Annotated in this window: 23 protein-coding genes and 7 tRNA genes; 6 read left to right on the forward strand and 24 right to left on the reverse strand. The window is 49.9% G+C overall.

Going from position 1 to position 20,993, the window contains the following annotated elements:
- Positions 1 to 58 precede the first annotated feature (58 nt).
- Positions 59 to 844: a DUF4126 family protein gene (locus tag EDC56_RS00675; RefSeq protein WP_123710621.1), complete on the reverse strand. Its 786-nt coding sequence runs from the start codon at positions 842 to 844 to the stop codon at positions 59 to 61.
- A 66-nt stretch (positions 845 to 910) separates the two neighbouring features.
- The gene (locus tag EDC56_RS00680) at positions 911 to 1,660 is read right to left on the reverse strand and encodes an SDR family NAD(P)-dependent oxidoreductase (RefSeq protein WP_211333514.1); all 750 of its coding nucleotides are present in this window, start codon (positions 1,658 to 1,660) and stop codon (positions 911 to 913) included.
- 162 nt (positions 1,661 to 1,822) lie between these two features.
- Between EDC56_RS00680 and EDC56_RS00685 the strand changes: the two genes are divergently transcribed.
- Positions 1,823 to 3,082, forward strand: a complete 1,260-nt coding sequence (locus tag EDC56_RS00685) for a TIGR03790 family protein (RefSeq protein ID WP_211333515.1) — start codon at positions 1,823 to 1,825, stop codon at positions 3,080 to 3,082.
- 30 nt (positions 3,083 to 3,112) lie between these two features.
- Positions 3,113 to 4,591 carry an FAD-dependent oxidoreductase gene (locus tag EDC56_RS00690; RefSeq protein ID WP_123710623.1) on the forward strand — a complete coding sequence of 493 codons (1,479 nt, stop codon included), beginning with the start codon at positions 3,113 to 3,115 and terminating at the stop codon, positions 4,589 to 4,591.
- A gap of 72 nt (positions 4,592 to 4,663) precedes the next feature.
- Here EDC56_RS00690 and EDC56_RS00695 read toward each other — a convergent pair whose 3' ends face one another.
- The 4 genes from EDC56_RS00695 to EDC56_RS00710 form a co-directional block, all read right to left on the reverse strand.
- Positions 4,664 to 5,110, reverse strand: a complete 447-nt coding sequence (locus EDC56_RS00695) for a nuclear transport factor 2 family protein (RefSeq protein WP_123710624.1) — start codon at positions 5,108 to 5,110, stop codon at positions 4,664 to 4,666.
- Between the two features lie 36 nt (positions 5,111 to 5,146).
- Positions 5,147 to 6,019, reverse strand: a complete 873-nt coding sequence (locus EDC56_RS00700; RefSeq protein ID WP_123710625.1) for an amidohydrolase family protein — start codon at positions 6,017 to 6,019, stop codon at positions 5,147 to 5,149.
- A 109-nt stretch (positions 6,020 to 6,128) separates the two neighbouring features.
- A complete protein-coding gene (locus EDC56_RS00705; protein ID WP_162844037.1) occupies positions 6,129 to 6,503 on the reverse strand; it encodes a response regulator in 375 nt (124 codons plus the stop codon).
- A gap of 107 nt (positions 6,504 to 6,610) precedes the next feature.
- A complete protein-coding gene (locus tag EDC56_RS00710) occupies positions 6,611 to 7,516 on the reverse strand; it encodes a diguanylate cyclase (RefSeq protein WP_123710627.1) in 906 nt (301 codons plus the stop codon).
- Between the two features lie 624 nt (positions 7,517 to 8,140).
- Here EDC56_RS00710 and EDC56_RS00715 point away from each other — a divergent pair.
- Positions 8,141 to 8,776, forward strand: a complete 636-nt coding sequence (locus tag EDC56_RS00715; protein ID WP_123710628.1) for a TetR/AcrR family transcriptional regulator — start codon at positions 8,141 to 8,143, stop codon at positions 8,774 to 8,776.
- A gap of 77 nt (positions 8,777 to 8,853) precedes the next feature.
- Here the strand turns inward: EDC56_RS00715 and bcp are convergent, their stop codons facing one another.
- Positions 8,854 to 9,342: a thioredoxin-dependent thiol peroxidase gene (bcp, locus tag EDC56_RS00720; protein ID WP_123710629.1), complete on the reverse strand. Its 489-nt coding sequence runs from the start codon at positions 9,340 to 9,342 to the stop codon at positions 8,854 to 8,856.
- 172 nt (positions 9,343 to 9,514) lie between these two features.
- Here bcp and EDC56_RS00725 point away from each other — a divergent pair, with 172 nt between their 5' ends.
- Both EDC56_RS00725 and EDC56_RS00730 read left to right on the forward strand, forming a co-directional pair.
- The gene (locus tag EDC56_RS00725; RefSeq protein WP_123710630.1) at positions 9,515 to 9,982 is read left to right on the forward strand and encodes a hypothetical protein; all 468 of its coding nucleotides are present in this window, start codon (positions 9,515 to 9,517) and stop codon (positions 9,980 to 9,982) included.
- A gap of 4 nt (positions 9,983 to 9,986) precedes the next feature.
- Complete coding sequence (locus EDC56_RS00730) at positions 9,987 to 10,358, forward strand: hypothetical protein (protein ID WP_123710631.1); 372 nt, start codon at positions 9,987 to 9,989, stop codon at positions 10,356 to 10,358.
- A 49-nt stretch (positions 10,359 to 10,407) separates the two neighbouring features.
- Here the strand turns inward: EDC56_RS00730 and EDC56_RS00735 are convergent, their stop codons facing one another.
- From EDC56_RS00735 to EDC56_RS00815, 17 genes are all read right to left on the reverse strand, one after another.
- The gene (locus EDC56_RS00735) at positions 10,408 to 10,965 is read right to left on the reverse strand and encodes an NUDIX hydrolase (RefSeq protein WP_123711712.1); all 558 of its coding nucleotides are present in this window, start codon (positions 10,963 to 10,965) and stop codon (positions 10,408 to 10,410) included.
- 204 nt (positions 10,966 to 11,169) lie between these two features.
- Positions 11,170 to 11,646, reverse strand: a complete 477-nt coding sequence (locus EDC56_RS00740; RefSeq protein WP_123710632.1) for a flavin reductase family protein — start codon at positions 11,644 to 11,646, stop codon at positions 11,170 to 11,172.
- A gap of 180 nt (positions 11,647 to 11,826) precedes the next feature.
- Complete coding sequence (gene moaE / locus EDC56_RS00745; RefSeq protein ID WP_123710633.1) at positions 11,827 to 12,306, reverse strand: molybdopterin synthase catalytic subunit MoaE; 480 nt, start codon at positions 12,304 to 12,306, stop codon at positions 11,827 to 11,829.
- 2 nt (positions 12,307 to 12,308) lie between these two features.
- Positions 12,309 to 12,560 (reverse strand): MoaD/ThiS family protein, encoded by a 252-nt coding sequence (locus EDC56_RS00750; protein ID WP_123710634.1) that lies wholly within the window; start codon positions 12,558 to 12,560, stop codon positions 12,309 to 12,311.
- Complete coding sequence (moaC, locus tag EDC56_RS00755; RefSeq protein ID WP_123710635.1) at positions 12,557 to 13,054, reverse strand: cyclic pyranopterin monophosphate synthase MoaC; 498 nt, start codon at positions 13,052 to 13,054, stop codon at positions 12,557 to 12,559. The genes EDC56_RS00750 and moaC overlap by 4 nt, the downstream gene beginning before the upstream one ends.
- Positions 13,055 to 13,080: 26 nt before the next feature.
- Complete coding sequence (locus EDC56_RS00760) at positions 13,081 to 14,166, reverse strand: MBL fold metallo-hydrolase (RefSeq protein WP_123710636.1); 1,086 nt, start codon at positions 14,164 to 14,166, stop codon at positions 13,081 to 13,083.
- Positions 14,167 to 14,225: 59 nt separating this feature from the next.
- Entirely contained in the window at positions 14,226 to 14,966 is a 741-nt protein-coding gene (locus EDC56_RS00765) for a pseudouridine synthase (RefSeq protein WP_123710637.1), read from the reverse strand.
- The gene (locus EDC56_RS00770; RefSeq protein ID WP_123710638.1) at positions 14,966 to 15,649 is read right to left on the reverse strand and encodes a TIGR01621 family pseudouridine synthase; all 684 of its coding nucleotides are present in this window, start codon (positions 15,647 to 15,649) and stop codon (positions 14,966 to 14,968) included. The genes EDC56_RS00765 and EDC56_RS00770 overlap by 1 nt, the downstream gene beginning before the upstream one ends.
- A 99-nt stretch (positions 15,650 to 15,748) precedes the next feature.
- Entirely contained in the window at positions 15,749 to 17,917 is a 2,169-nt protein-coding gene (locus EDC56_RS00775) for a xanthine dehydrogenase family protein molybdopterin-binding subunit (protein WP_123710639.1), read from the reverse strand.
- Positions 17,914 to 18,393, reverse strand: coding sequence for a (2Fe-2S)-binding protein (locus EDC56_RS00780; RefSeq protein WP_162844038.1), 480 nt, complete (start codon positions 18,391 to 18,393; stop codon positions 17,914 to 17,916). Before EDC56_RS00780 ends, EDC56_RS00775 begins: the two co-directional genes overlap by 4 nt.
- Before the next feature lie 280 nt (positions 18,394 to 18,673).
- Positions 18,674 to 18,749: transfer RNA gene (locus EDC56_RS00785), tRNA-His, on the reverse strand.
- 36 nt (positions 18,750 to 18,785) lie between these two features.
- Positions 18,786 to 18,862: transfer RNA gene (locus EDC56_RS00790), tRNA-Pro, on the reverse strand.
- 411 nt (positions 18,863 to 19,273) lie between these two features.
- Positions 19,274 to 19,350, reverse strand: a tRNA-Pro gene (locus EDC56_RS00795).
- Between the two features lie 30 nt (positions 19,351 to 19,380).
- A tRNA-Pro gene (locus tag EDC56_RS00800) sits at positions 19,381 to 19,457 on the reverse strand.
- Positions 19,458 to 19,495: 38 nt separating this feature from the next.
- Positions 19,496 to 19,571 (reverse strand) — tRNA-His (locus EDC56_RS00805).
- Positions 19,572 to 19,597: 26 nt separating this feature from the next.
- Positions 19,598 to 19,674 (reverse strand) — tRNA-Arg (locus EDC56_RS00810).
- A 13-nt stretch (positions 19,675 to 19,687) separates the two neighbouring features.
- Positions 19,688 to 19,764 (reverse strand) — tRNA-Pro (locus EDC56_RS00815).
- 327 nt (positions 19,765 to 20,091) lie between these two features.
- On the opposite strand from EDC56_RS00815, the gene folD reads away from it, so the two are divergent.
- Positions 20,092 to 20,937 carry a bifunctional methylenetetrahydrofolate dehydrogenase/methenyltetrahydrofolate cyclohydrolase FolD gene (folD, locus tag EDC56_RS00820; RefSeq protein WP_123710641.1) on the forward strand — a complete coding sequence of 282 codons (846 nt, stop codon included), beginning with the start codon at positions 20,092 to 20,094 and terminating at the stop codon, positions 20,935 to 20,937.
- Positions 20,938 to 20,993 lie beyond the last annotated feature (56 nt).

Raw genomic sequence — 20,993 nt, forward strand, 5'->3', positions numbered from 1 at the left:
ATCTAACGTCAAACATCCAAAAAAGGCCGCTACTGCGGCCCCCTACTCTCGCTATGCCTTATAGACCTAATATCTTGCGTTTTGCCGCACTGAACTCCTCTTTGGTGAGGCTGCCCTTTTTATACAGCGCCTCTACCGCCGCCAGCTGATCCGCCAACTGCTCATCGGTGAGATCATCCATCGCATCGCTACTTAGCGCTAGGTTCGGCATAATCGGTGGCTGGTTAGGAGGCTGTTTATCGCCGCTAAGCCAACGCTTCACTTTACCAAAAATCAAACGCAGTGCCCGCCACAGTTTCGGCAGAAGCCAGATAACCAGAACAATAAACAACACGAAGGCGACCAAAAACAACGCGGGGTGATTCAGCGCAACAAAAAGACCGCCGATCACCGCCAAATCTTCGCCGATTGATAACGTCCAGTTACTGAACGGCTCCGGCGAGGTGTTGACCAACATACGGGTCCCCGCCTTAGTCGCATGGGTCGCAGCGGCCACCGAGCCGCCCATCAATCCCGCGGCCACCTGTAGCGCAGGCGTGACATCACCAACCGCAGATGCTGCCAACATGGCGCCAGCGGGTATACGGATAAAGGTATGTAGGCCATCCCAGACGGTATCGGCTCCTGGTGTCTTGTCAACGAAGAACTCGACAAAGTACATTAGGCCCGCCGCGGCAATCACCATCGGGTCTTGCACCACCGCAAGCTCTGGCGGCAGATCAATGTTACCCGTGCTGCCACCGATACCTAATACCAAGAGTGCCGCATAAAGATTAACGCCACTAGCCCAGGAGACGCCCATGGTCAGCGCCAAGGTACCGATCAGTTGTGAATAAGCTTCCATGTGTTACCTCTATTGAATAGACGGCCCTACTATAAGCAATTCACAATTAATAGACCAGCCGGTCCGTCAGCCAGCACTGGAGCCACCATCAAGGGGCAGCGCCACACCGGTCATATAACGCGCCTTATCACTGGCGACAAAGGCCGCAGCCTCTGCTATCTCGCTGGCTTCAGCCATATCCAGCAGTGGAAACATTCGGCTAAAGAGTGCCATATCAGCCCCCTCTGGGATTGAAAACTGGCTGGTCAGCGGAGTATTAACCGCACCGGGGCACAGCACGTTAACGCGAACACCTTTTGCCGCAAACTCCATCGCCAAAGATTTGCTCAAGCTAATGACCCCACCCTTGGTAGCGCTGTAGATCGAGTTATACGCCTGCCCCTCCAGCCCTGCCGTTGACGCGACGTTAACGATATTACCTTTGCTTTCGATGAGGTGCGGCATCGCGGCATGAGACAGGTAGAAAACACTACTAAGATTGACCGACAACATCTTTTGCCAGTCACTGATCGTTAGCGAAGTAAAGTTCTCACTCTTAGCGTAACCGGCGACATTACACAGCACATCCAGCCTGCCGAAGCATTCGACACAACCCAGTATCGCCTCACTGCAAGCCTCCGCATCTCCGACATCAAAGGCCTGTGACTGCACATCAACCTGATACGATGCCAACGCCTGTACGGCCTCCGCTAAGCCTGCAGCATTAATATCACACACAAATAACGATGCCCCCTGCGCAGCAAATTTCTCAGCAATAGCGAAGCCAATCCCGCTCGCCGCCCCCGTGATAAATACCACCTTGTTAATAAATTCCATAGCACCACTCATATTTATTATCTGACAGTGTTAAACGACGAGAAAAACTCTCAAAGCTAACCCCTTTGTCAATTTACATCGTTATCGTTCCGGCTTAACCTATCCGAATAGAGCCGACCAAACAACACAATAATGACAAGTCCGCTTAGGGAATGGCCGTCGATGAAACAGCCTAGACTACTAACAGTTCAATACGTTATCGTCGCCTTATGTTGCGCCATGATCGCCCCTGCTTGCTATTCACTCACAACACTGCCAGAGCTCTTCTTCCCCAAACAAGGTATCAGTAAAGAACAGCTGGGTATCGTCATTAACGGCGCAGATCCCATGAGCCGATTAATTGGTCGCTATTATCAGCAAGCACGTAATATCCCCGACAGCAACGTCGTCTACATTCACATTCCCAATAGCAATAAGCTATCTCCCTTTCGCTTTAAAAGAGCCAAGCAACGAATAGAAGAGCAGCTGCCCGATAATATACAAGCACTTGCTCTGGCCTGGAATAGCCCTTATCGGGTCGGCTGTATGTCGGCAACGGCAGCGTTTAGCTTGGGTTACGACACTGCTTATTGCGCCGAAGGCTGCAAACCAACCAAGTCGAGCCCCTATTTCAACAGCACCACAGCCACACCGTTACAACAGTTTCATCTTCGTCCCAGCATGATGCTAGCCGGCAGTGATTTTGCCAGCGCCAAAGCAATGATCGATCGAGGCATCAGCAGTGACAACAATCAAAATAACGGCGAGGCTTGGTTAATGCAGACCAGCGACCCCAACCGCACCGTTCGCCAGCAACGCTTCACGCTGGCAGAGCAACGACTAGGCTACCGCCTACCCGTGCACATTGAGCAGGCAGACAGCCTCCGCAACAAAGACAACGTGATGTTTTACTTCACCGGCCTCACTCGGGTCGCCGACATCGACACCAACCATTATTTGCCCGGCGCCGTTGGCGACCACCTCACCTCCTTTGGCGGCATGCTCACCGACAGCCGGCAAATGAGTGCCATGCAGTGGATCGATGCGGGCCTTACCGGCAGCTACGGCACCGTCACCGAGCCATGTAACTTTCTGCAAAAATTTCCCGACCCGCTAACCATGATTGAACACTACATGACTGGCGAGACGTTGGTTGAAGCCTACTGGAAAAGCGTACTCTGGCCCGGGCAAGGTGTTTTCATTGGCGAACCATTGGCACGCCCCTATAGCGGCTACCAGATTAGTCGAAAAGAGGGCGGCTTCGATGTCAGGCCAGCAAGGCTTCTACCAGGGCTCTACCAGATAAAAGCAAGCAACAAGCAAAACGGTCCCTTTGTTAGATCGCAAGAGCCGATATTGATTCAACCACAGACACTTCGCTTCACCTTGCTCGATAGGGGCTACCGCTATTATCAGCTCAGTCGCTACGATCAATCTCATTAACTTCACCGTCCACAAATAACGAGAATAACGATGAACGAGAAAACCACACCCAGCAAACCCCGTCATGTACGTGATGTCAGCGAATGGCATAAAACCACCGATGTCGCCGTCATCGGCTTCGGTGGTGCCGGCTCCTGCGCGGCAATTGAAGCCGCAGACGCAGGCAGCCGGGTCATGATCTTCGAAGCTGCCAGCGCCTCGGGCGGCTCTACTGCACTCTCCAGCGCCGAAGTTTATATGGGCGGCAATGGCGGTACTCGTGTACAGCGCGAGTGTGGGCTAGAGGACAAAAGTGAAGACATGTACAACTACCTGATGCAGGCCGGCGGTGATTTTGCCGACAGCGCGAAGGTAAAAAATTATGTTGATGGCTCTGTTGACCACTTCGACTGGTTGGTCAGCATGGGCGCAAAGTACAAAAACTCGATCTATAACGAACGGGCCATCATGGCAATGACTGATGACTGCCTACTCTACACAGGCTCAGAGAAAGCTTGGCCCTATCGCGATATTGCCAAGCCCTGCCCTCGAGGCCATAACTTAGAAGTTGAAGGTGATAACGGTGGCCCGATGTTGATGGGCATTCTCACCGAGCAGGTCGAAAGCCGTGATATCAACGTCCACTACGATAGCCGCGCCCTCACCTTGATCGTTGACGACAGCAATAGTGTCGTCGGTATCGTTGTCCGCATCGATCAGCAGGAGCTCAACATCAAGGCGGAAAAAGGTGTCATTCTCTGTGCCGGCGGCTTCGTGATGAACGAGGAGATGCTGAAGAAGTATGCGCCCTCACTGCTCAAGGCCTCTATTCCTATCGGCAATCCTAACGACACCGGCTTTGGTATCAAAATGGGCATGAGTGTCGGCGGTGCCGCCATCAATATGCACGATGGTTTTGTCACCCTACCTTACTATCCACCTTCTAGCCTCACCTATGGCATCTTGGTTAATGCCAGTGGTCAACGCTTCATTAATGAAGATTGCTACCACGGTCGCGTCGGCTATCACTGCCTACAACAGCCCGGTGATCGTATTTACTTGGTATTCAGCGCCGAAGACTTTGGTGAATATGAAACCCAGTCTTACCTCAACGCCGATATTGCCGGCACGGGCGAAACACTCTGTGAGCTCGAAGAGGAACTCGGCCTACCAAATGGTGTATTGCAGAACACCGTCGAAACCTACAACATCAATGCCGCCAAAGGCGAAGATCCGCTACTGCATAAATCTGACGAGTGGCTCAAACCGATCAAGGCTCCCTTTGCCGCCCTCGACTGCACCCCAGGTCGCGGTGCCTTCTACCCCTACTTCACATTAGGCGGCCTTGACACCCTACCCTCCGGCGAAGTCGTCACCTCTAACGGCGACGTGATACCGGGGTTATATGCCGCTGGACGAACCGCCTGTGGTATTCCTAGAACCGGCGCCTGTTATAGCTCCGGGCTCAGCGTGGGTGATGCGACCTTTACTGGTCGCATGGCGGGTAAGCAAGCTGCGAAACGCAAATAGCCGCTATCGATATGACTCGAGCTTGAGCGCCAACAAGCTCGAGTCATATGACTTGCAAGCACACACCAAACATCAAACCCCCGCCATCTCCCTTGGCACATTGTGGCTGAAACTCTTTCGCTCAGCGCGGCGACTAATACGCCAGCCCTGTTCGGTACGACGATATTCATCGATATACCACAAACCTAAAAACATCACTTGCTCCCCTTCTGCCGTTGGCACCACCATGGGGTTTAAGCACATCACTTTTCCGGTTGCCGTATCACCATCAATCACGACTTTTTGATTAGCATTAAGGTGCTGATACGCTGGGAACACAGGCATAGCCTGACGAAGAAATTGCTTTATCGATGGCAAATCCCCTTCAATTCCCCCCATCGCTGTATAGTCAATGTAGGCATCTTCGGTAAAGATTTTGTCGAGCGCAGAGTAGTCCTGCTCATCAATCGCCGTCGCATAATCGATAACGAGCTCTTGCAACTCTAGACGATCACTCACTTCCTGTAGTGATAAGGTCATTAAGCCAATCTCCTTTGTTATTCTATTTATGGTGCTTTAAAGTGTTAATTTGAATACCCGCGCAGCATTTTCCCGCAAAAACTTTGGCCAAACGTGGTCCTTGAACGCCACCTCTGGCATCTCTGCAAAGATACGATCTAACGTTAACGCCATGGGGAAATAGCCCGCGTACATTATTTTATCGCTGCCCCGTGTATTGGCATAGTCGATAATATCCTGCGGATAATACTTTGGAGCAAAGGCACTGGTCATATAGTAAAGATTGGGGTATTTCAGCATCAATTTCCACGCCAGTTCAGTCCACGGTTCAGCGCCATGGCGCATGACGACTTTTAATTCAGGAAAGAACCAACAGACCTCATCTAACAGCTCCACTTTCTGTGCATCCATCGGCAGCCGCGGCCCAGGAACACCTACACAAGGACAAAACGGAATATCTAAGTCTACAAGCGCCGCATAGATCGGGTACCATTTTTTATCATTGATAGGCACCTGAGGACACAGGCCGGATGGAAACCCCGTCACCGCCTTGATGTCATACTCTTCCTTTAATCGACGAATTTTACGTACTTCATCCATCGCTAAGTTTGGGTTAGCTTCATAAGAGGCAATAAAACGTTCGGGATATCGCTTCAGCGCCTCTTGGGCGACGAGGTTATCATCGTCGACACCGAGCATGGCAATTTCAATATTATGCTTATCCATCTGCTCAACGGTATAAGCGATATAATCAGTCTGCTCACCTGCCTCAGGGATATCTTTAAACATATATTGCGCAGGCATCTTGAACATCTGCCGACTCTGCTCATCGAGCAGCATCGGTGCCATATAATCATACCACTGGCTGTTATCGACTCCGGGGACGCTCAGCATAAGGTCAATAATCTTAATATCGCGGGGCATAGTCATTATTATTTTTCTCTCAATCGATCACTAACAGTAAATACAAAGCAATATGCTACCACCATTAGAACGATAGGAAACGAACCATGCAGCCGTTAATCAATAACTTAAGTATTTAGTGCACCGTTGGTGTGAATTTCTCTAAGACAGTATGCAGTAGCTGATAGCTAACCGGTTTTGTCAATAATGCATCAAACCCTGCCTCCAAGAGCGCAGACTCGCGTCCCTTCACCTCAAGACCTGTACACGCTACAACAGGGATATGACTGGTCAACAACTCCCGCTTTAACTTTTTTGTCGCCGTTAGGCCATCCATGCCTGGCAGTGATATATCCATTAAGATCAAACTCACCGCCTGCTCTTCAAGCATCAAAAAACACTGCTCAGCAGTGCCAACTTCCGTATGAGGATAGCCCGCATCCTCGACAAGCCATGCCAACAACTGCCTGTTATCAGCATTGTCCTCAACAATCAGTATGTTTGAGTCCATGACGGCTTTCCTCAATAAAGACATTACCTAATAAATGCAGTACCTAATAAATGCAGTACCTAATAAATGCAGTACCTAATAAATGCAACACCCAACTAATACAGTACTCAATGAATGCTACAGCGATTTCGCCCCTCATTTTTTGCCTGGTAAAGCGCTAGATCTGCCTCTCTCATAATTTCGATGAGATTTAAATCCGAGCCGTGTAACTGACTTAAGCCGATACTCAAAGTGATGCTAAGCACCTGACCGCCAATATCAATCTCCATCGACTCTACCGCTTCACGCAGCCGTTCAACGGCAATGACGGCTTGCTCTGTCTCAGTTTGCGGCATACAAATGGCAAACTCTTCCCCCCCTATGCGCCCAAGAATATCGCATTCCCGCACTTGCCCTTTCAACTCTTTAGCAAGAGATATCAAGACTTTGTCGCCAGCCGCGTGACCATAGCAGTCATTAACTCGTTTAAAATGATCAACGTCAATAATGGCCATCACAAGCCCCTGCTGATGGCGAATAGAGCGAACCACCTCACGGTCGCTTTGCTGCATAAAACTACGGCGGTTTGTCAGTGAGGTCAGGGCATCCGTTGTCGCAAGCATATTAAGGTGCCGGTTCGTTGCTCGAAGCTTCTCCTGTACCTCTCTTAGGCGCAACGATGTACGCATTCTTGCCGCCAGCACCCTAAATGAAAAAGGCTTGGTGACATAATCATCGGCCCCCATATCCAGCGCCTCAATCATCGAATCATCAAGGTCTGAAGCGGTCACCATAATCACCGGCAAGGTGGCTAGCAGTGGGTCCGCTTTTAAGGCCCGAAGTACCTCAATACCCGACATCAAGGGCATGTAGAGATCCAACAAAATCAAATCAAACGTAGCACCTTGCCGCAACAGCGATAGCGCCTCTCTGCCACTTCTCGCAGCCACCGTAGTATGACCTTCATTATCCAGTTCAAACTGCAGCAGCTGTATGTTGATCTCGTTATCATCAACAACAAGAATTCTAGACATTTTTCCTACTCATACTTTCCCGCTAAAGCTAACGATACCGCCACACCCAAGGCAGAGGCATTGAATCAGCGTGAAAAATACCTAAGCGAATCACCGACGATAATAAAAGTATAGGTAACCCACTCAAAGCCGCTCAAATAACGAAACGATGAAGCAGATTCCCCACAGCGATGCGCCCGAACAGACAACTGTAACTTTTATATACGCAAGCTGTGCTATTCATACTAGCTATCGTTAGTAAAAAATTCCGACACCAATGCAATGCAATCCCGCCCCACCACATTACCATTTGTCAACAATTTTCTCTTTGATGAACGCACTCTAACGCTAGACGCATTTTTAACACGCCGTGACACGAGAGACTTCGCCCCGGCTGTGACCCCGTAGTGACTGGAGTTAACAGGAAATAGTACGTTTTCGCAGCATGAATGATTGATCTTGCGTATAAGCGACAAAAAATAAAACGACTCCCTCGCAAGGGTAACTGCAGCAGCGAGCATAGTGACAACTGTAAAGAAAGCAGACACCACGAGGTGTGTCGAAAATCTTGTCAGTTTAGCCACTAGATGCAGTTCAAACAGTTGGATATATTAATAAAAAAACAATAATGAACAGAGTATCCACATGACCAAAATCAAGGATAAGACGCTAACGAAGCAACGCATTCTTAGCGCCATACATGAACTACTCGTCACCAAAGGCTATGCCGGCCTCGGCATTAATCGTATAGCGAAAGAAGCCGGTGTCGACAAGGTGTTAATCTATCGCTACTTTGGCGGCTTTGAAGGGGCACTAAAAGCCTACGCTGAAACAGAACTTTGCTGGCCCCCACTTGAAGAGATGCTTGGATGCGATAAAGACTCTTTCAGTAAAATGTCACCTCTTGAGCAACGCAAGTCTGTGACACGAAACTCATTGCGCGCCATGCGTAAACGCCCCCACACTCTCGCCCTACTAGCCTGGGAGTTGGTCGAAGCCAATGCATTAACGTCTATTCTTGCTGAGCTAAGAGAGAAACAGAGCCAAGAGATTTACCGCTTGATTCCGTTCGATGCTGCCTCTGAAGATGCGATTGACGCTCGAGCCTTCTACTTCGTGCTCGGATCTGCCATTCACTACCTTGCGATCTCAGAGCTTAGCGATAGGAATATATTTGGACTCAATAAACAGCGTGGTGTGGACTGGGATAGCGTCGAGCACGTTCTCGACATGATCCACGATGGCATTCCTCAGAAAGCCACCGCTGAAACAGAGGTTTAATGACACCCTGTTAATACAACAATACCTTGACCCTACATTGCGGCGACACCGGTTGCCGCAATGACAGCAATAAGACGCTATTGATTCTCCTCTAGCCAAGCTAGAACGTCTTCATGATGGGTCTTAGTCTTACTGCCTGTCTTTCGGCCATTGACTTCAATTATGCCGGAGACAGTCCCTGCTGCGTCTATTAGGAACGTTGTACGAACAACCCCCATCGACTCCCTCCCCATGAACTTCTTCAACTGCCAGACACCATAGAGTTCAGCAACTTCATGATTCTCGTCGGCCAACAAAGTGAAGTTTAATGATTTTTTCTCTGTGAAGTTGCTGATTTTCTTAACGGTGTCGGGACTCACACCGAGTACTACGGTATTCAATTTTTCAAACGACTGCAGATGATCCCGAATCCCTTCCGCCTGAATAGTACAACCCGGTGTATTTGCTCGTGGATAAAAATACAATACTACTGTCTTCCCGCGTAAAGAAGATAGCGATATGCTACTCCCATTCTGGTCAAGCAGCGTAAAATCATGTGCGGCACTGCCTATTTTTGGAAAACTCATCTCTAGGTACTCGTATTATATTGATTTAAAGTAATTTAATGCTTTTAGTGAATAATGATAATATTCGATGAAACAAGCCTGTAGGATTATAACAGTGCCCACCACTTTCTCAATGCTCACCCGGTAGCCAGTCATAGTCTGCACCAGAGCACACATCAATCGAGCCGCAGCAATGCCTGACCCCATAGAAGAAGAACACTCCCTACCCGAACAGCTTCATTGCGCAATTCTTCGCCAGTGCCATCAAGGTTATCAACTTTATGATCAGGGCAATTATAAGCAAGCCCTCTTAGTCTTTTATAAGGCGTGGATCAGCATCCCAAAACCGCAAGCAAAATGGCAAGAAAGCACCTGGGTCCTCACTGCGCTCGGCGACGCCTACCTCAAAAAAGGCGATTACGCCGCCGCCTGCGAGGCACTTCGTACCGCGTTGCGTTGCCATTTAGCCTTAGACAACCCCGTGATACACTTAAAGCTGGCGCAGAGTTATGTCGGCGCACGAAAGCACGACCTGGCAAAAGAACATTTCATGAAGGCCATAAGCGGTGGTGGCTGCGAGATCGTCAGTGCTCTACCCGCCAAATATAACAGCTACATTGAGCCGCTCATTCAACAGTTAGAAACCGAGAACAACGGATAACACTATGTTTCTAGAAGTACGCAAAGCACCACAAGTTTACATTCAACACAAGGCAATGGGGCCAAAATACCTCGCGCCAATTACCAGCACACTGCGCATTAACCTCGACTTAGTTGCCGAAGTGTCTATGTACACTCTCAAAGACAACAAGCAACGCATGGCGCTCGACGGCAGAGAGCTCTACGTCCCAGAGGGTAGTACTGTTATCCATTTAGAGATGAGCTACACCCACTCAACCCATCGCGAGAACATTGGCCAACCCTCCGAGCACACCGTCAATGAACGCTACTTCTATAAGTTGGTATTTTTCCCGGATGCCGCTGTCGAATACGCACGCATTCGTGGCATTATCGACCAAATGACGATCGCCAGCTGATCAACTTTACCGTCTGCAGCCTGCCTGCAGACGGTAAATAGATTAGCTCTTAGATATCAACGCCCTGCTGAACAACAATCGTCTTCTCAGTCAATGCAAATTGACCGCTTGGCCTATCCTCACAAAATTGGCGTAGCACAGCCTCGATAGTTGGAAAGGCAAGTTCCGACCATGGTAACTCTGCTTCATCAAAGAGTGCCACCTCAAGGCTCTCCTCACCTACTGAAAAACTCTCATCACTCATCTCTGCCCGATAAAACATATAGACTTGGTCGATCCTTGGCACATCGTAAATGGCGTATAGATTCAGGTCCGATAATGTAACGCCAGCTTCTTCCCGCGTTTCTCGTCGCGCACCTTCGGAGGTCGTCTCTCCGCACTCCATAAACCCTGCTGGTAATGTCCAGTAACCTTTACGTGGTTCGATAGCCCTACGGCAGAGCAAGATCTTACCCTCGAAAGTCGGCAATGTTCCTACGATTAAACGAGGATTGTGGTACTGCACAAAACCGCAAGAAGTGCAGACATCGCGAAAGCGGTCATCGCCCGCGGGAGTGCAACGATCTGTCTTACTACCACATTGGTTACAAAAGTTTATCCTGAACATATCAGCGCTACCATTCACCTAAATGACGGCAATTGTAGAGGCTGTCACCCCATCGGTCGAGTTAAGAATAATTTCACTCTTTGTCGACGGCATAATAAGTTGGGGGGAATATGCTTAAAGCAGTAAGAAAATGTGATGACGTGGCTTGGGGTAGCGCAGGTCAGAGTGGCTTCACGGTGCCAATAACACCGTGAAGAAATAGAGCTAGCGAAGTTGCTCGTACTTACCGCTATGAAACACCAGCGGACGCCCAGTAGGGCTATTATCCATTTCAATAACTTCACCAACGATAATGACATGGTCACCACCGTCATGTTGTGCAGACATTGTACACTCAAAACTTGTGATGGCACCTTTCAAGACCGGCTGACCCGACTTACCTAGACGGAATTCGCCCTCTTTGAGGTCGTGATCACCTTTTTTAGCGTAGGCATTAGAAACATCTACCTGCTCTTCTGAAAGCACGTTAACAGTGAAGCCTTTCGCCTTCTCAAAAACGGCATAACATTCTGAGTTTGTCTGAATGCTCCATAGTACCAGAGCAGGCTCAAGCGATAGCGCTGCAAATGAATTTACAGTCATCCCCATTGGCTTTCCGCCCTCTGGTGTTGTGGTAATAACACAAACTCCAGTAGGGAAACGCCCCAGCGCGTTGCGAAACTCACGACTGTCAAAACTCATAACACCGACCTTTTATTATTTAATCAATACGCTCGCCCGTAACCATAACAGTCTTATAAAGGCGCGCAAAGTACATATCGAAACAAACAGCTAAGCAACTGCTCGTCAAATATTCAATAGTGACTACTTTAACAAATACAGCAATAAAGAGTGTCACTCAAACAGACTAAGAAGGCAGTATTATTCTGCCCAACGCTCTGCCGCACTATGATCTTTCTCTCTTGCATCAACCCACTTTGCCCCTGCAGCTGTTTGCTCTTTCTTCCAGAAGGGTGCCTGGGTCTTCAAATAATCCATAATGAACTCGCATGCTTGGAATCCATCACCACGATGTCGCGAACTAACGCCCACATAGACGATCTGGTCGGCGGGACACAACAACCCCACCCGATGCACCACACTGACGCTATGAACAGGCCAGCGCTGTGTTGCTAGCTGACAGATATCTTCTATTGAACGCTCAGTCATACCCGGATAATGCTCGAGCTCCATAGTGCTAATATCCAGTCCCTCATTTATATCACGCACCAGCCCAACAAAGCTCACCACAGCACCCACATGATCCCCCACGCTTGATAACCAGTCTTGTTGCTGCTGAATATCGAAATCGGACTCCTCAACAACAACCCTGATTAACGCCTGTGATTTATCATTGCTCATCTCTAGCCTCCTGTCACCGGTGGGTAAAAGGCGACTTCATCACCGTCTTTAATAGCAGAGTCAGCCTCTACGACTTGCTGATTACAGGCGCAGATTAAATTGCTCGCCTCTAAAACCTGCTGCCAGCGACCACCGTGGGCCGCGATTAAGGAGCGCTTCAAATCAGCAATAGTAAGTAAGCCCTGTGCCGAGACCTGCAAGCTGCGACAATCAAGATCTTCCCGTACTTTGGCGAAAAACAATACCGTAATCACTTTGCATCCTTCTGCAGTTGATAGTGACCCGACTTGCCGCCCTGCTTCTCTAGCACTTGTACGCCACCAATCACCATTGCTTTATCAACCGCTTTACACATATCATAAATCGTCAGCGCCGCCACGGACGCCGCAGTCAGTGCCTCCATCTCGACACCTGTCTGCCCTGCCAACTTACAGGTCGCAGTCACCAGAACACGGCTGCTATCGGTGTCTGGTGTCAGCAGCACTTTGACAGACGTTAGCATCAAAGGATGGCACAGCGGAATGAGGTCAGAACACTTTTTGGCAGCCTGAATACCCGCAATACGAGCAACCGCAAGCACGTCACCCTTTTTATGGCCACCCTCAATGATGAGCTTGAGCGTTTCAGGCTGCATTTCGATATAGGATTCAGCAACTGCAACACGATGAGTGACTGACTTTGCTGTGACATCTACCATCTGCGCATCGCCAGAGGCATCAATGTGGGTTAGTTCCACCGTTCTCTCCATCACCAAGAATTAGAATAATGGCGGCATTATACTGCAATATAACCGTCTGGCTGTTGATTATTTTGTGCCTTGTTTTGACTCAGTAATGACCGATAAGCATAAACACCTTCAACCAACTGTCGCTCCATGACACCACGGCGTATCAGTTCATGAAGGTGAGCAATACACTCACCAAGGGCTAGCGTGAGAACCCCCGGCGGCAATTCGCGTTTAAAAAGTACTGGCAACAACTCAAGCGCGGTCTTTGCCGTTGCCGTTGCCGCCAGAATCGCCTTAAGGTGATTTTCATGATGTTGTTGGAGCTGGAACAGCCTGCGATGCAAACCATAGAACGGCAGCTTATGTGCTGGCAGCAGCAAGATATCATCATCGAGTAGTTTAAAGCGCTCGATCGACGCCAACCAATGTTGCAGCGGCTGCCCTTCAGGCTCCACTGCAGAAACACTCACGTTGGGGGTGATATCTGCGATAATCTGATCACCAGCCAGCATAACCCCCAAATCACGGCAGTACAGACAAGCATGCTCGGGTGAGTGTCCCCTGCCCACAATCACCTGCCACTCGTGCTTTCCCCATTGCATTCGCTCCCCGTCGACAAGGCGAGTATAACTGCGAGGCATCGATTCCACCGCGGCCGCAAAGCCCCCCATCCCTTTCACCACCTGAGCGATCATCGACTCACTGAGACCACTGCGCGAAAAATACTGCTCGGCACGCCAACCTAATGCCGCTACCTCGTGCCCCTGCAGCGGCCTCGAAAATACGGCTGCCTGAAAGAACTCAGCCATCGTCATGTACAGTGGCACCCGATAGGTATCAACCAGCCAACCCGCCAACCCCACATGATCTGGGTGCATATGTGTACAAACCACTCCAACAATTGGCCGACCAGACAACTGCGTATCTATAATTTGCCGCCAATACTCCCGGGTCTGCTCCCCCTTCATGCCGGTGTCGATCAACATCCAGCCATCGCCGGCATCAACGAGGTAAACATTAATATGATTAAGAGCTAATGGCAGCGGCATTCTCGCCCACAGCACTCCCGGCGCCACCTCGCAAACCTCACCGAAATCAGGTGGGTTTTTAAAAGGCATGGTGATCTCACGCATAACATAACCTCAAGCGGTACTAATAAGTCCATCATTGCCGCCACAACACGTAATAAGGGTTAATCTACGCTTTGCAGCCAATTAAAGCGTGCCATAAGTTCACGAAAAGCGCCCCCTGGCGCACAAGTGATAAGCAGGCTCTCACCCGTTTGAGGGTGTTTCATCGCCATTCTATACGAGTGCAAGAGCAGCCTAGGCGCCATCAACTGTTCAGCAAAGTAGTGATTATGACTGGATTTACCATATTTCGGGCAGCCAATAATCGGGTGGGAAAGGTGCTTAAAGTGACGACGCAGCTGGTGTTTTCGACCGGTCAGTAGCTTCGCCAGCACTAAGGAATAACGGCTTGCGGGGTATTTATCAACACAGACGGGCAGCTCTACCGTTGCCAGCCGTCGGTATTCCGTTTGCGCCTCCTGCGCCTCTCGGGGCTCTCTTGCCTCTTTTCTCTTGTGCTTAAACTCATCGATTGGCCGAATAGCATGATCGATAAATCCCGACTCCGGGGTGTATCCGCGGCAGACTAGCAAGTATTCTTTGGTAGCTTCGTTAGCAGCCATCATCGCCTGTATCTTCGCCGCTGTTACAGGGTCGAAAGCAAATAAGATCAAGCCTGATGTCGGCTTATCTAAACGATGAATAGGGTAAAGGTAACGATCGAGCTGATCTCTCAGGCGCTGCAGTAAGAAGCTCGTTTCATGGGGGTCTATGTTACTTCTGTGTACCAGCAAACCTGCCGGTTTATGTACGGCGACGAAATAATCATCTTGGTACAATATCTGCAAGGCCTCAGTGAGCATTAGTTTCCCCAACTTAGCGCCAGAGGGTCTTGCCAGCCCACGCAGCTCAACTGATCAAGTAAGAGCTGGAAGTATTCCCCCTGAGCCGGCGGGGCAACAAACTGATACGACTTACCACGTAATTCGAAAGCCAGGGCATAAGCATGCAAATAGCCCCTATCTACCTCACGCCCGCCATAGCGGCTATCACCTAATATTGGCACGCCAATACTTTTCATCGCCACCCGCAGTTGATGTGTTTTGCCGCTGTAGGGACGAAGCAGGTAAGCTCTCAGTGAGGGGGCTAAAGAGTGAGAAAGAAAACGCGTCTTCGCCGGGTTACTACGAGTTCGTAGTAGCTTATAGCTGCCCTTCCGTGACTTCGCCATATCCCCGACAATTACCCCCTGCTTCTTACTGGGCTTACCTTCTGCGATGGCCAAATAACACTTCTGTACTTGCTGTGACTCAAACAAGCGACCAAATTCTGCTGCTATCTCCGCGGATTTAGCCAATAGTAATAAGCCAGAGGTCAGTTGATCTAAGCGATGAACCGGCCAGAGCGCGCAGCCTTGCTCTTGCTGAACCTGTTTGAACAGTCCTACGCTACCAGTATTACCGTGAACATCACGATGCACCGAAACCCCCGCAGACTTATCGATCAGCATGAACAGCGCATTATCTTCCAATACTCGATACATCATTGACTACCCAGCTACTCCCAACCATTCCTAAGCACTAGCAAGCCACACAAAGCTACACATAAGCAGTCCTGTGCGGAAATTAGTCGCTATGATGATCGCTTACAGGCGAATTGGCAATGTACGATGCCGCTCGCCCGTTGCTGCATACAATGCATTCGCCAATGCGGGGGCGAGCGGTGGGACACCAGGCTCACCAACACCGGTAGGTGCCGCCGAAGATGGCATAATCTCCACTGTAATGGTAGGCACCTCATTCATTCTCAGCATTGGGTAGTCATGAAAATTACTCTGCTGAATAGTGCCATCTTTTATCGTAATCTCTCCATAAAACGCGGCGGTCAAAGCGAAGATGATCGCGCTCTGCATCTGCGTAACAACAAGATCAGGGTTAATCGCACGCCCACAATCAACGATACAAAACACTTCTTCTACGGAGACCTTCTCACCTGCCATTGAGATGTTAACCACTTCCGCCACGACAGTACCGAAGCTCTCATGCACAGCAACACCTTGAAAAACATCATCGGGCTGCCGACCCCAGTTCGACATTTGCTGAACTCTCTGCAACAGTTTCGCATGCTTACTCTGGGCTTCTAAATGGGCCAACCGAAATGATAGCGGGTCCTGCTTGAGCTTATTCGCTACTTCATCAATAAAACTCTCAACCACAAAAGCATTCTGAGAGTGACCGACAGAGCGCCAAAAACCAATTGGCACATCCGGCGTGTGCTCGACATAGGAGACATCAATATGCTCGAATTGATAAGGCAAGCTCGCCGCACCCTCTATGGATGTCGGGTCCTTTGAGGCCATCATCGCCCCGACACTGTTAGATGCCGCCTCCGGCGCCCAAGAAGGCAGCACCGCCTGCATCGACGTCGGTAGTTGCTGACGATAAAGGCTGGGGCCAACGAGACGATGCGTCCAGCTCAACTTACCAGAGTCACTGACCTTGGCCGTTAAGCGGCTACTATGGCTTGGGCGGTAATAATCATTCGCCATATCATCTTCACGACTCCAGATTAGTTTGACGGGATTTTGCACCGCTTTGGAGACCAGCGCCGCCTCAACCATATAGTCTGGAACAACACGGCGACCAAAACCTCCACCAAGTAAACAGGTAAAGATTTCAACCTGCTCCCGATCAAGCTCTAGGGCACGGGCAACCATGTCACGCGCAATATCTGGCCCCTGATTGCCCGCCCAGACACGCACCTGACCATCACGATAATCGGCCACCGCATTCATCGGCTCCATCGTCGCATGGGCGAGGTGAGGCGCCCGGTAAGAGGCTGTTAAAGTTATGGTATTAGAGCCGATAAACGGCTCCCCTTCTTCACGAACAACTTCAGCCTCATCCGCAGTCAAAAGACGCTGCTGCTCAACAAAAATCACATCGGTAGAAACACCTTTTCCCGCCGACTCATCCCAGTTAGCCGAGACCAAACCGGCAGCCTTACGCGCAGGCCAATACCCCGTCGCGACGACAGCCACCGCCTCACCTACACGAACGACATGCTTGACCCCATTAACTCTCAAGGCCTCAGCGGCATCGTAATCGATTAACAAGCCACCAATAGAGGGCGAACGTAGCAACACCGCTGTCAGCATATTCTGCTGAACCACATCAATACCAAATTGCGCACTGCCATCAACTTTCTGTTGGGCGTCGACACGACCGATACTTTGGCCAATATACTTAAACGTCGATGATGGCTTCAGCGGCACCCGATCAGGCAAAGGCAATTTAGCAGCTAGCGCCACCAAACGACCATAAGCTAGCGATTGTGTTTCGTGATAGACCTTGCCATCACGTGTTGATAACGCCGAAATATCAGCGCTCAAGGCCTTAGCAGCTGCTTGCAGCAACAAGTGCCGGGCAGTCGCTCCCGCCTCTCGCAGCAATAAATAGTTACCTGCAACCGAATTACTTCCACCAGTAAACTGCAAGCCAACATCGGGGTCCTGGAACTCAGGGTGAATACCTGCAAACTCTATCTTGATCTGGCGAGGGTCAAAATCGAGCTCCTCTCCGACAATTTGCGCGAAGCCGGTCGTAATTCCCTGCCCCATTTCAGCGCGATGAATTTGCAGCCCTACCTCTCCTGATGGCGAGATAGAGAGAAACGCGTTAGGAAGAAAGTCACCTTTTTTTCCATGCGAGTACTGGTCCGAGGAACCCCCGCACCCCGTCAAGTGTACCCCTAAAGAAAGGCCTGTACCCGTGACGAGCATCGACTTGATCAAACCACGACGTGTTGTTCTCATGATTGCCCCCCATCTTGCGGGTCGTAATGACCTACCGCCACTTGTTGAATAGCACGCTTGATTCTAGGATAGGTACCACATCGACAGATATTCCCCGACATAGCTTGATCGATCTCTGTTTCACTGGGCTGTTTGTTCTCTGATAACAGCGCTGCTGCTGACATTAGCTGACCTGACTGACAATAGCCGCACTGCGGTACATTGTGCTCTACCCATGCACGCTGCAGGGGGTGGTCAGCCGACTCACTCAACCCCTCAATGGTTGTCAACTGCCGCCCTGCAACAGCTGCAATTGGCAAAATACAACTACGTGTAGCCACACCATCAAGATGTATCGTACAAGCGCCACAGAGACCTGCACCACAACCAAACTTTGTTCCCATTAATCCCAAGTGATCGCGTAATACCCAAAGCACAGGGGTATCAACACCAACATCAAGGGAAACAGCACTACCATTGACGGTTAGATCAATCATATTCACCCTGCAGATTCTTATTATTCGTGTCGGGCTTACTAACAACCCACTCCATGATTATCAGTCTGTCAAAATATTTAAAAGACTTGATAGATTACAGCATATTAACTCTTTTAATACGGCGGGGGTATCACCCATTAGTCCTTGCCAGCATAACAAAGTACGAGCTTAGGTAAGAACAAGCAAATTAGCCTGCAGAGTAGGAAGAGAGTACAGCGTTTAAATAGGTGAACAGGAAAGCAGGAGGGAACTTAAGAAAAAAGCTTGAAAAGAAAAATAATGGGGTGGATGACGGGGATTGAACCCGCGACCACCGGAATCACAATCCGGGGCTCTACCGACTGAGCTACATCCACCACTAACTTCTTAATACTATAGACAGCATAAGAAAGTGGTCGGGGTAGAGAGATTCGAACTCCCGACATCCTGCTCCCAAAGCAGGCGCGCTACCAGACTGCGCTATACCCCGTTTCGATACTAGATCGAGCTGACTAGGCTTAACCCTTGCCAGCGGCGTGCATAATAAGCGTTTTAGATTTAAGGTCAACCCTTAATTAACAAAAACCGCATAAAGAGCAAAACTATCTCAGTAATCAAACAATTCTGTTCGATATATCAGCACCATAATTGCCATTTTAACGTTCATAAAGAGCAGCAAAACGATGCCTAGCGTCAACAGAACACTTCTTCCTAGAGCGACCTTTCAGCACACAAGCTCTTAATCTACATGTCACACGCAAGTAAGCTTTGAGCACGTTGTTTTAAGGGCACTGCTTTGAGTACACAACGTATAAATAAATAACGAGCAGAAAGAACAGGAGCCAATAAATTTAGCCGGGGCAATAGAACAAAAAGGGACTTAAATGACGAATGGAATATATGGTCGGGGTAGAGAGATTCGAACTCCCGACATCCTGCTCCCAAAGCAGGCGCGCTACCAGACTGCGCTATACCCCGATAAAGATAAACAAGAAGACAAAATTGAAGTGGTCGGGGTAGAGAGATTCGAACTCCCGACATCCTGCTCCCAAAGCAGGCGCGCTACCAGACTGCGCTATACCCCGTTCAATATTGTTTGCTGTGCCCACTCTATGAGGAAGAATGGGGTGGATGACGGGGATTGAACCCGCGACCACCGGAATCACAATCCGGGGCTCTACCGACTGAGCTACATCCACCACAACAACGGTCACTCACTTTATAATGGCGCGCCCACCAGGACTCGAACCTGGGACCTACGGCTTAGAAGGCCGTTGCTCTATCCAGCTGAGCTATAGGCGCCCTACACCAAAAGTGGTCGGGGTAGAGAGATTCGAACTCCCGACATCCTGCTCCCAAAGCAGGCGCGCTACCAGACTGCGCTATACCCCGTGACTGTCATAAACAGCATTGCTAGCACCAACCATGGTCGGTGACAGCGGCGTGAATATTAATGATTCCCCCGTGATTCGTCAACGGCTATCTCTAACTATTTCTGCTTATTAGCTCGATGCATCCGCTACCTTGATAGAAAACACCTTCTTAGCCAACACTCCACTAGACTCCCTTTCGATCAATAACATAAGCATCTTCTGACCAAGTGATCAGGTTTTGCATAGATGATGACGTGGTGCGACAATAGCGCCGCTTCAAGCTTGCTCGTCACCTAAAGTTGTACGAGTCAACCAAACAGCCTTTTATTGAATCATAGGATACTCGATGTCAGCTCTCGTTCTCGATGGAAAAACTCTCGCTCAACGTACTGAAGAGCAGCTCTCGCTGCGCGTGGCAGCTCTGAAAGAAAAGAGCGGTGGCCAAACACCGATACTGGCAACAATCTTAGTCGGTGACGACCCGTCTTCTGCCACCTATGTGAAGATGAAAGGCAATGCCTGTCGTCGCGTCGGCATGGACTCTCTTAAGATTGAGATGCCGGCCAGCACCACAACAGAAGAGCTACTCAGTAAAATCGACGCTCTCAATAATGACGCTAACGTTCACGGTATCCTTTTACAACACCCTGTCCCTGAACAGATCGATGAGCGCGCCTGTTTTGATGCCATCGACTTGAACAAAGACGTCGACGGCGTCACCTGCCTTGGCTTTGGTCGCATGGCAATGGGGGAAGAGGCCTACGGCTCTGCCACACCTGCAGGCATCATGCGTATTCTTGAGGGCTACAACATCGAGCTCAGCGGCAAGCATGCCGTCGTTGTTGGTCGCAGCCCCATCCTTGGCAAGCCAATGGCGTTGATGCTACTGAACGCCAACTGCACCGTCACCGTCTGCCACTCTCGCACCCAAAACTTGCCTGAGCACATCAAGCAAGCTGACATTGTTGTTGGCGCCGTAGGTATCCCAGAGTTCATCAAAGGCGAGTGGATTAAAGAAGGTGCCGTAGTAGTCGACGCCGGTTACCACAATGGCGGCCTCGGCGACATTGAGCTCAGCGCAATTGTTGGTAAGGCCTCTGCTTATACCCCCGTCCCTGGCGGTGTAGGCCCCATGACCATCAACACGCTTATTCTCCAGAGTGTCGCTGCCGCCGAGGCGAAGCTAAAGTAAGCTTCTCATGGTAGATCGCTAGCTATAAAAAAACCGGCCACTGGCCGGTTTTTTAT

Source organism: Sinobacterium caligoides (assembly GCF_003752585.1).
Classification (GTDB): domain Bacteria; phylum Pseudomonadota; class Gammaproteobacteria; order Pseudomonadales; family Sinobacteriaceae; genus Sinobacterium; species Sinobacterium caligoides.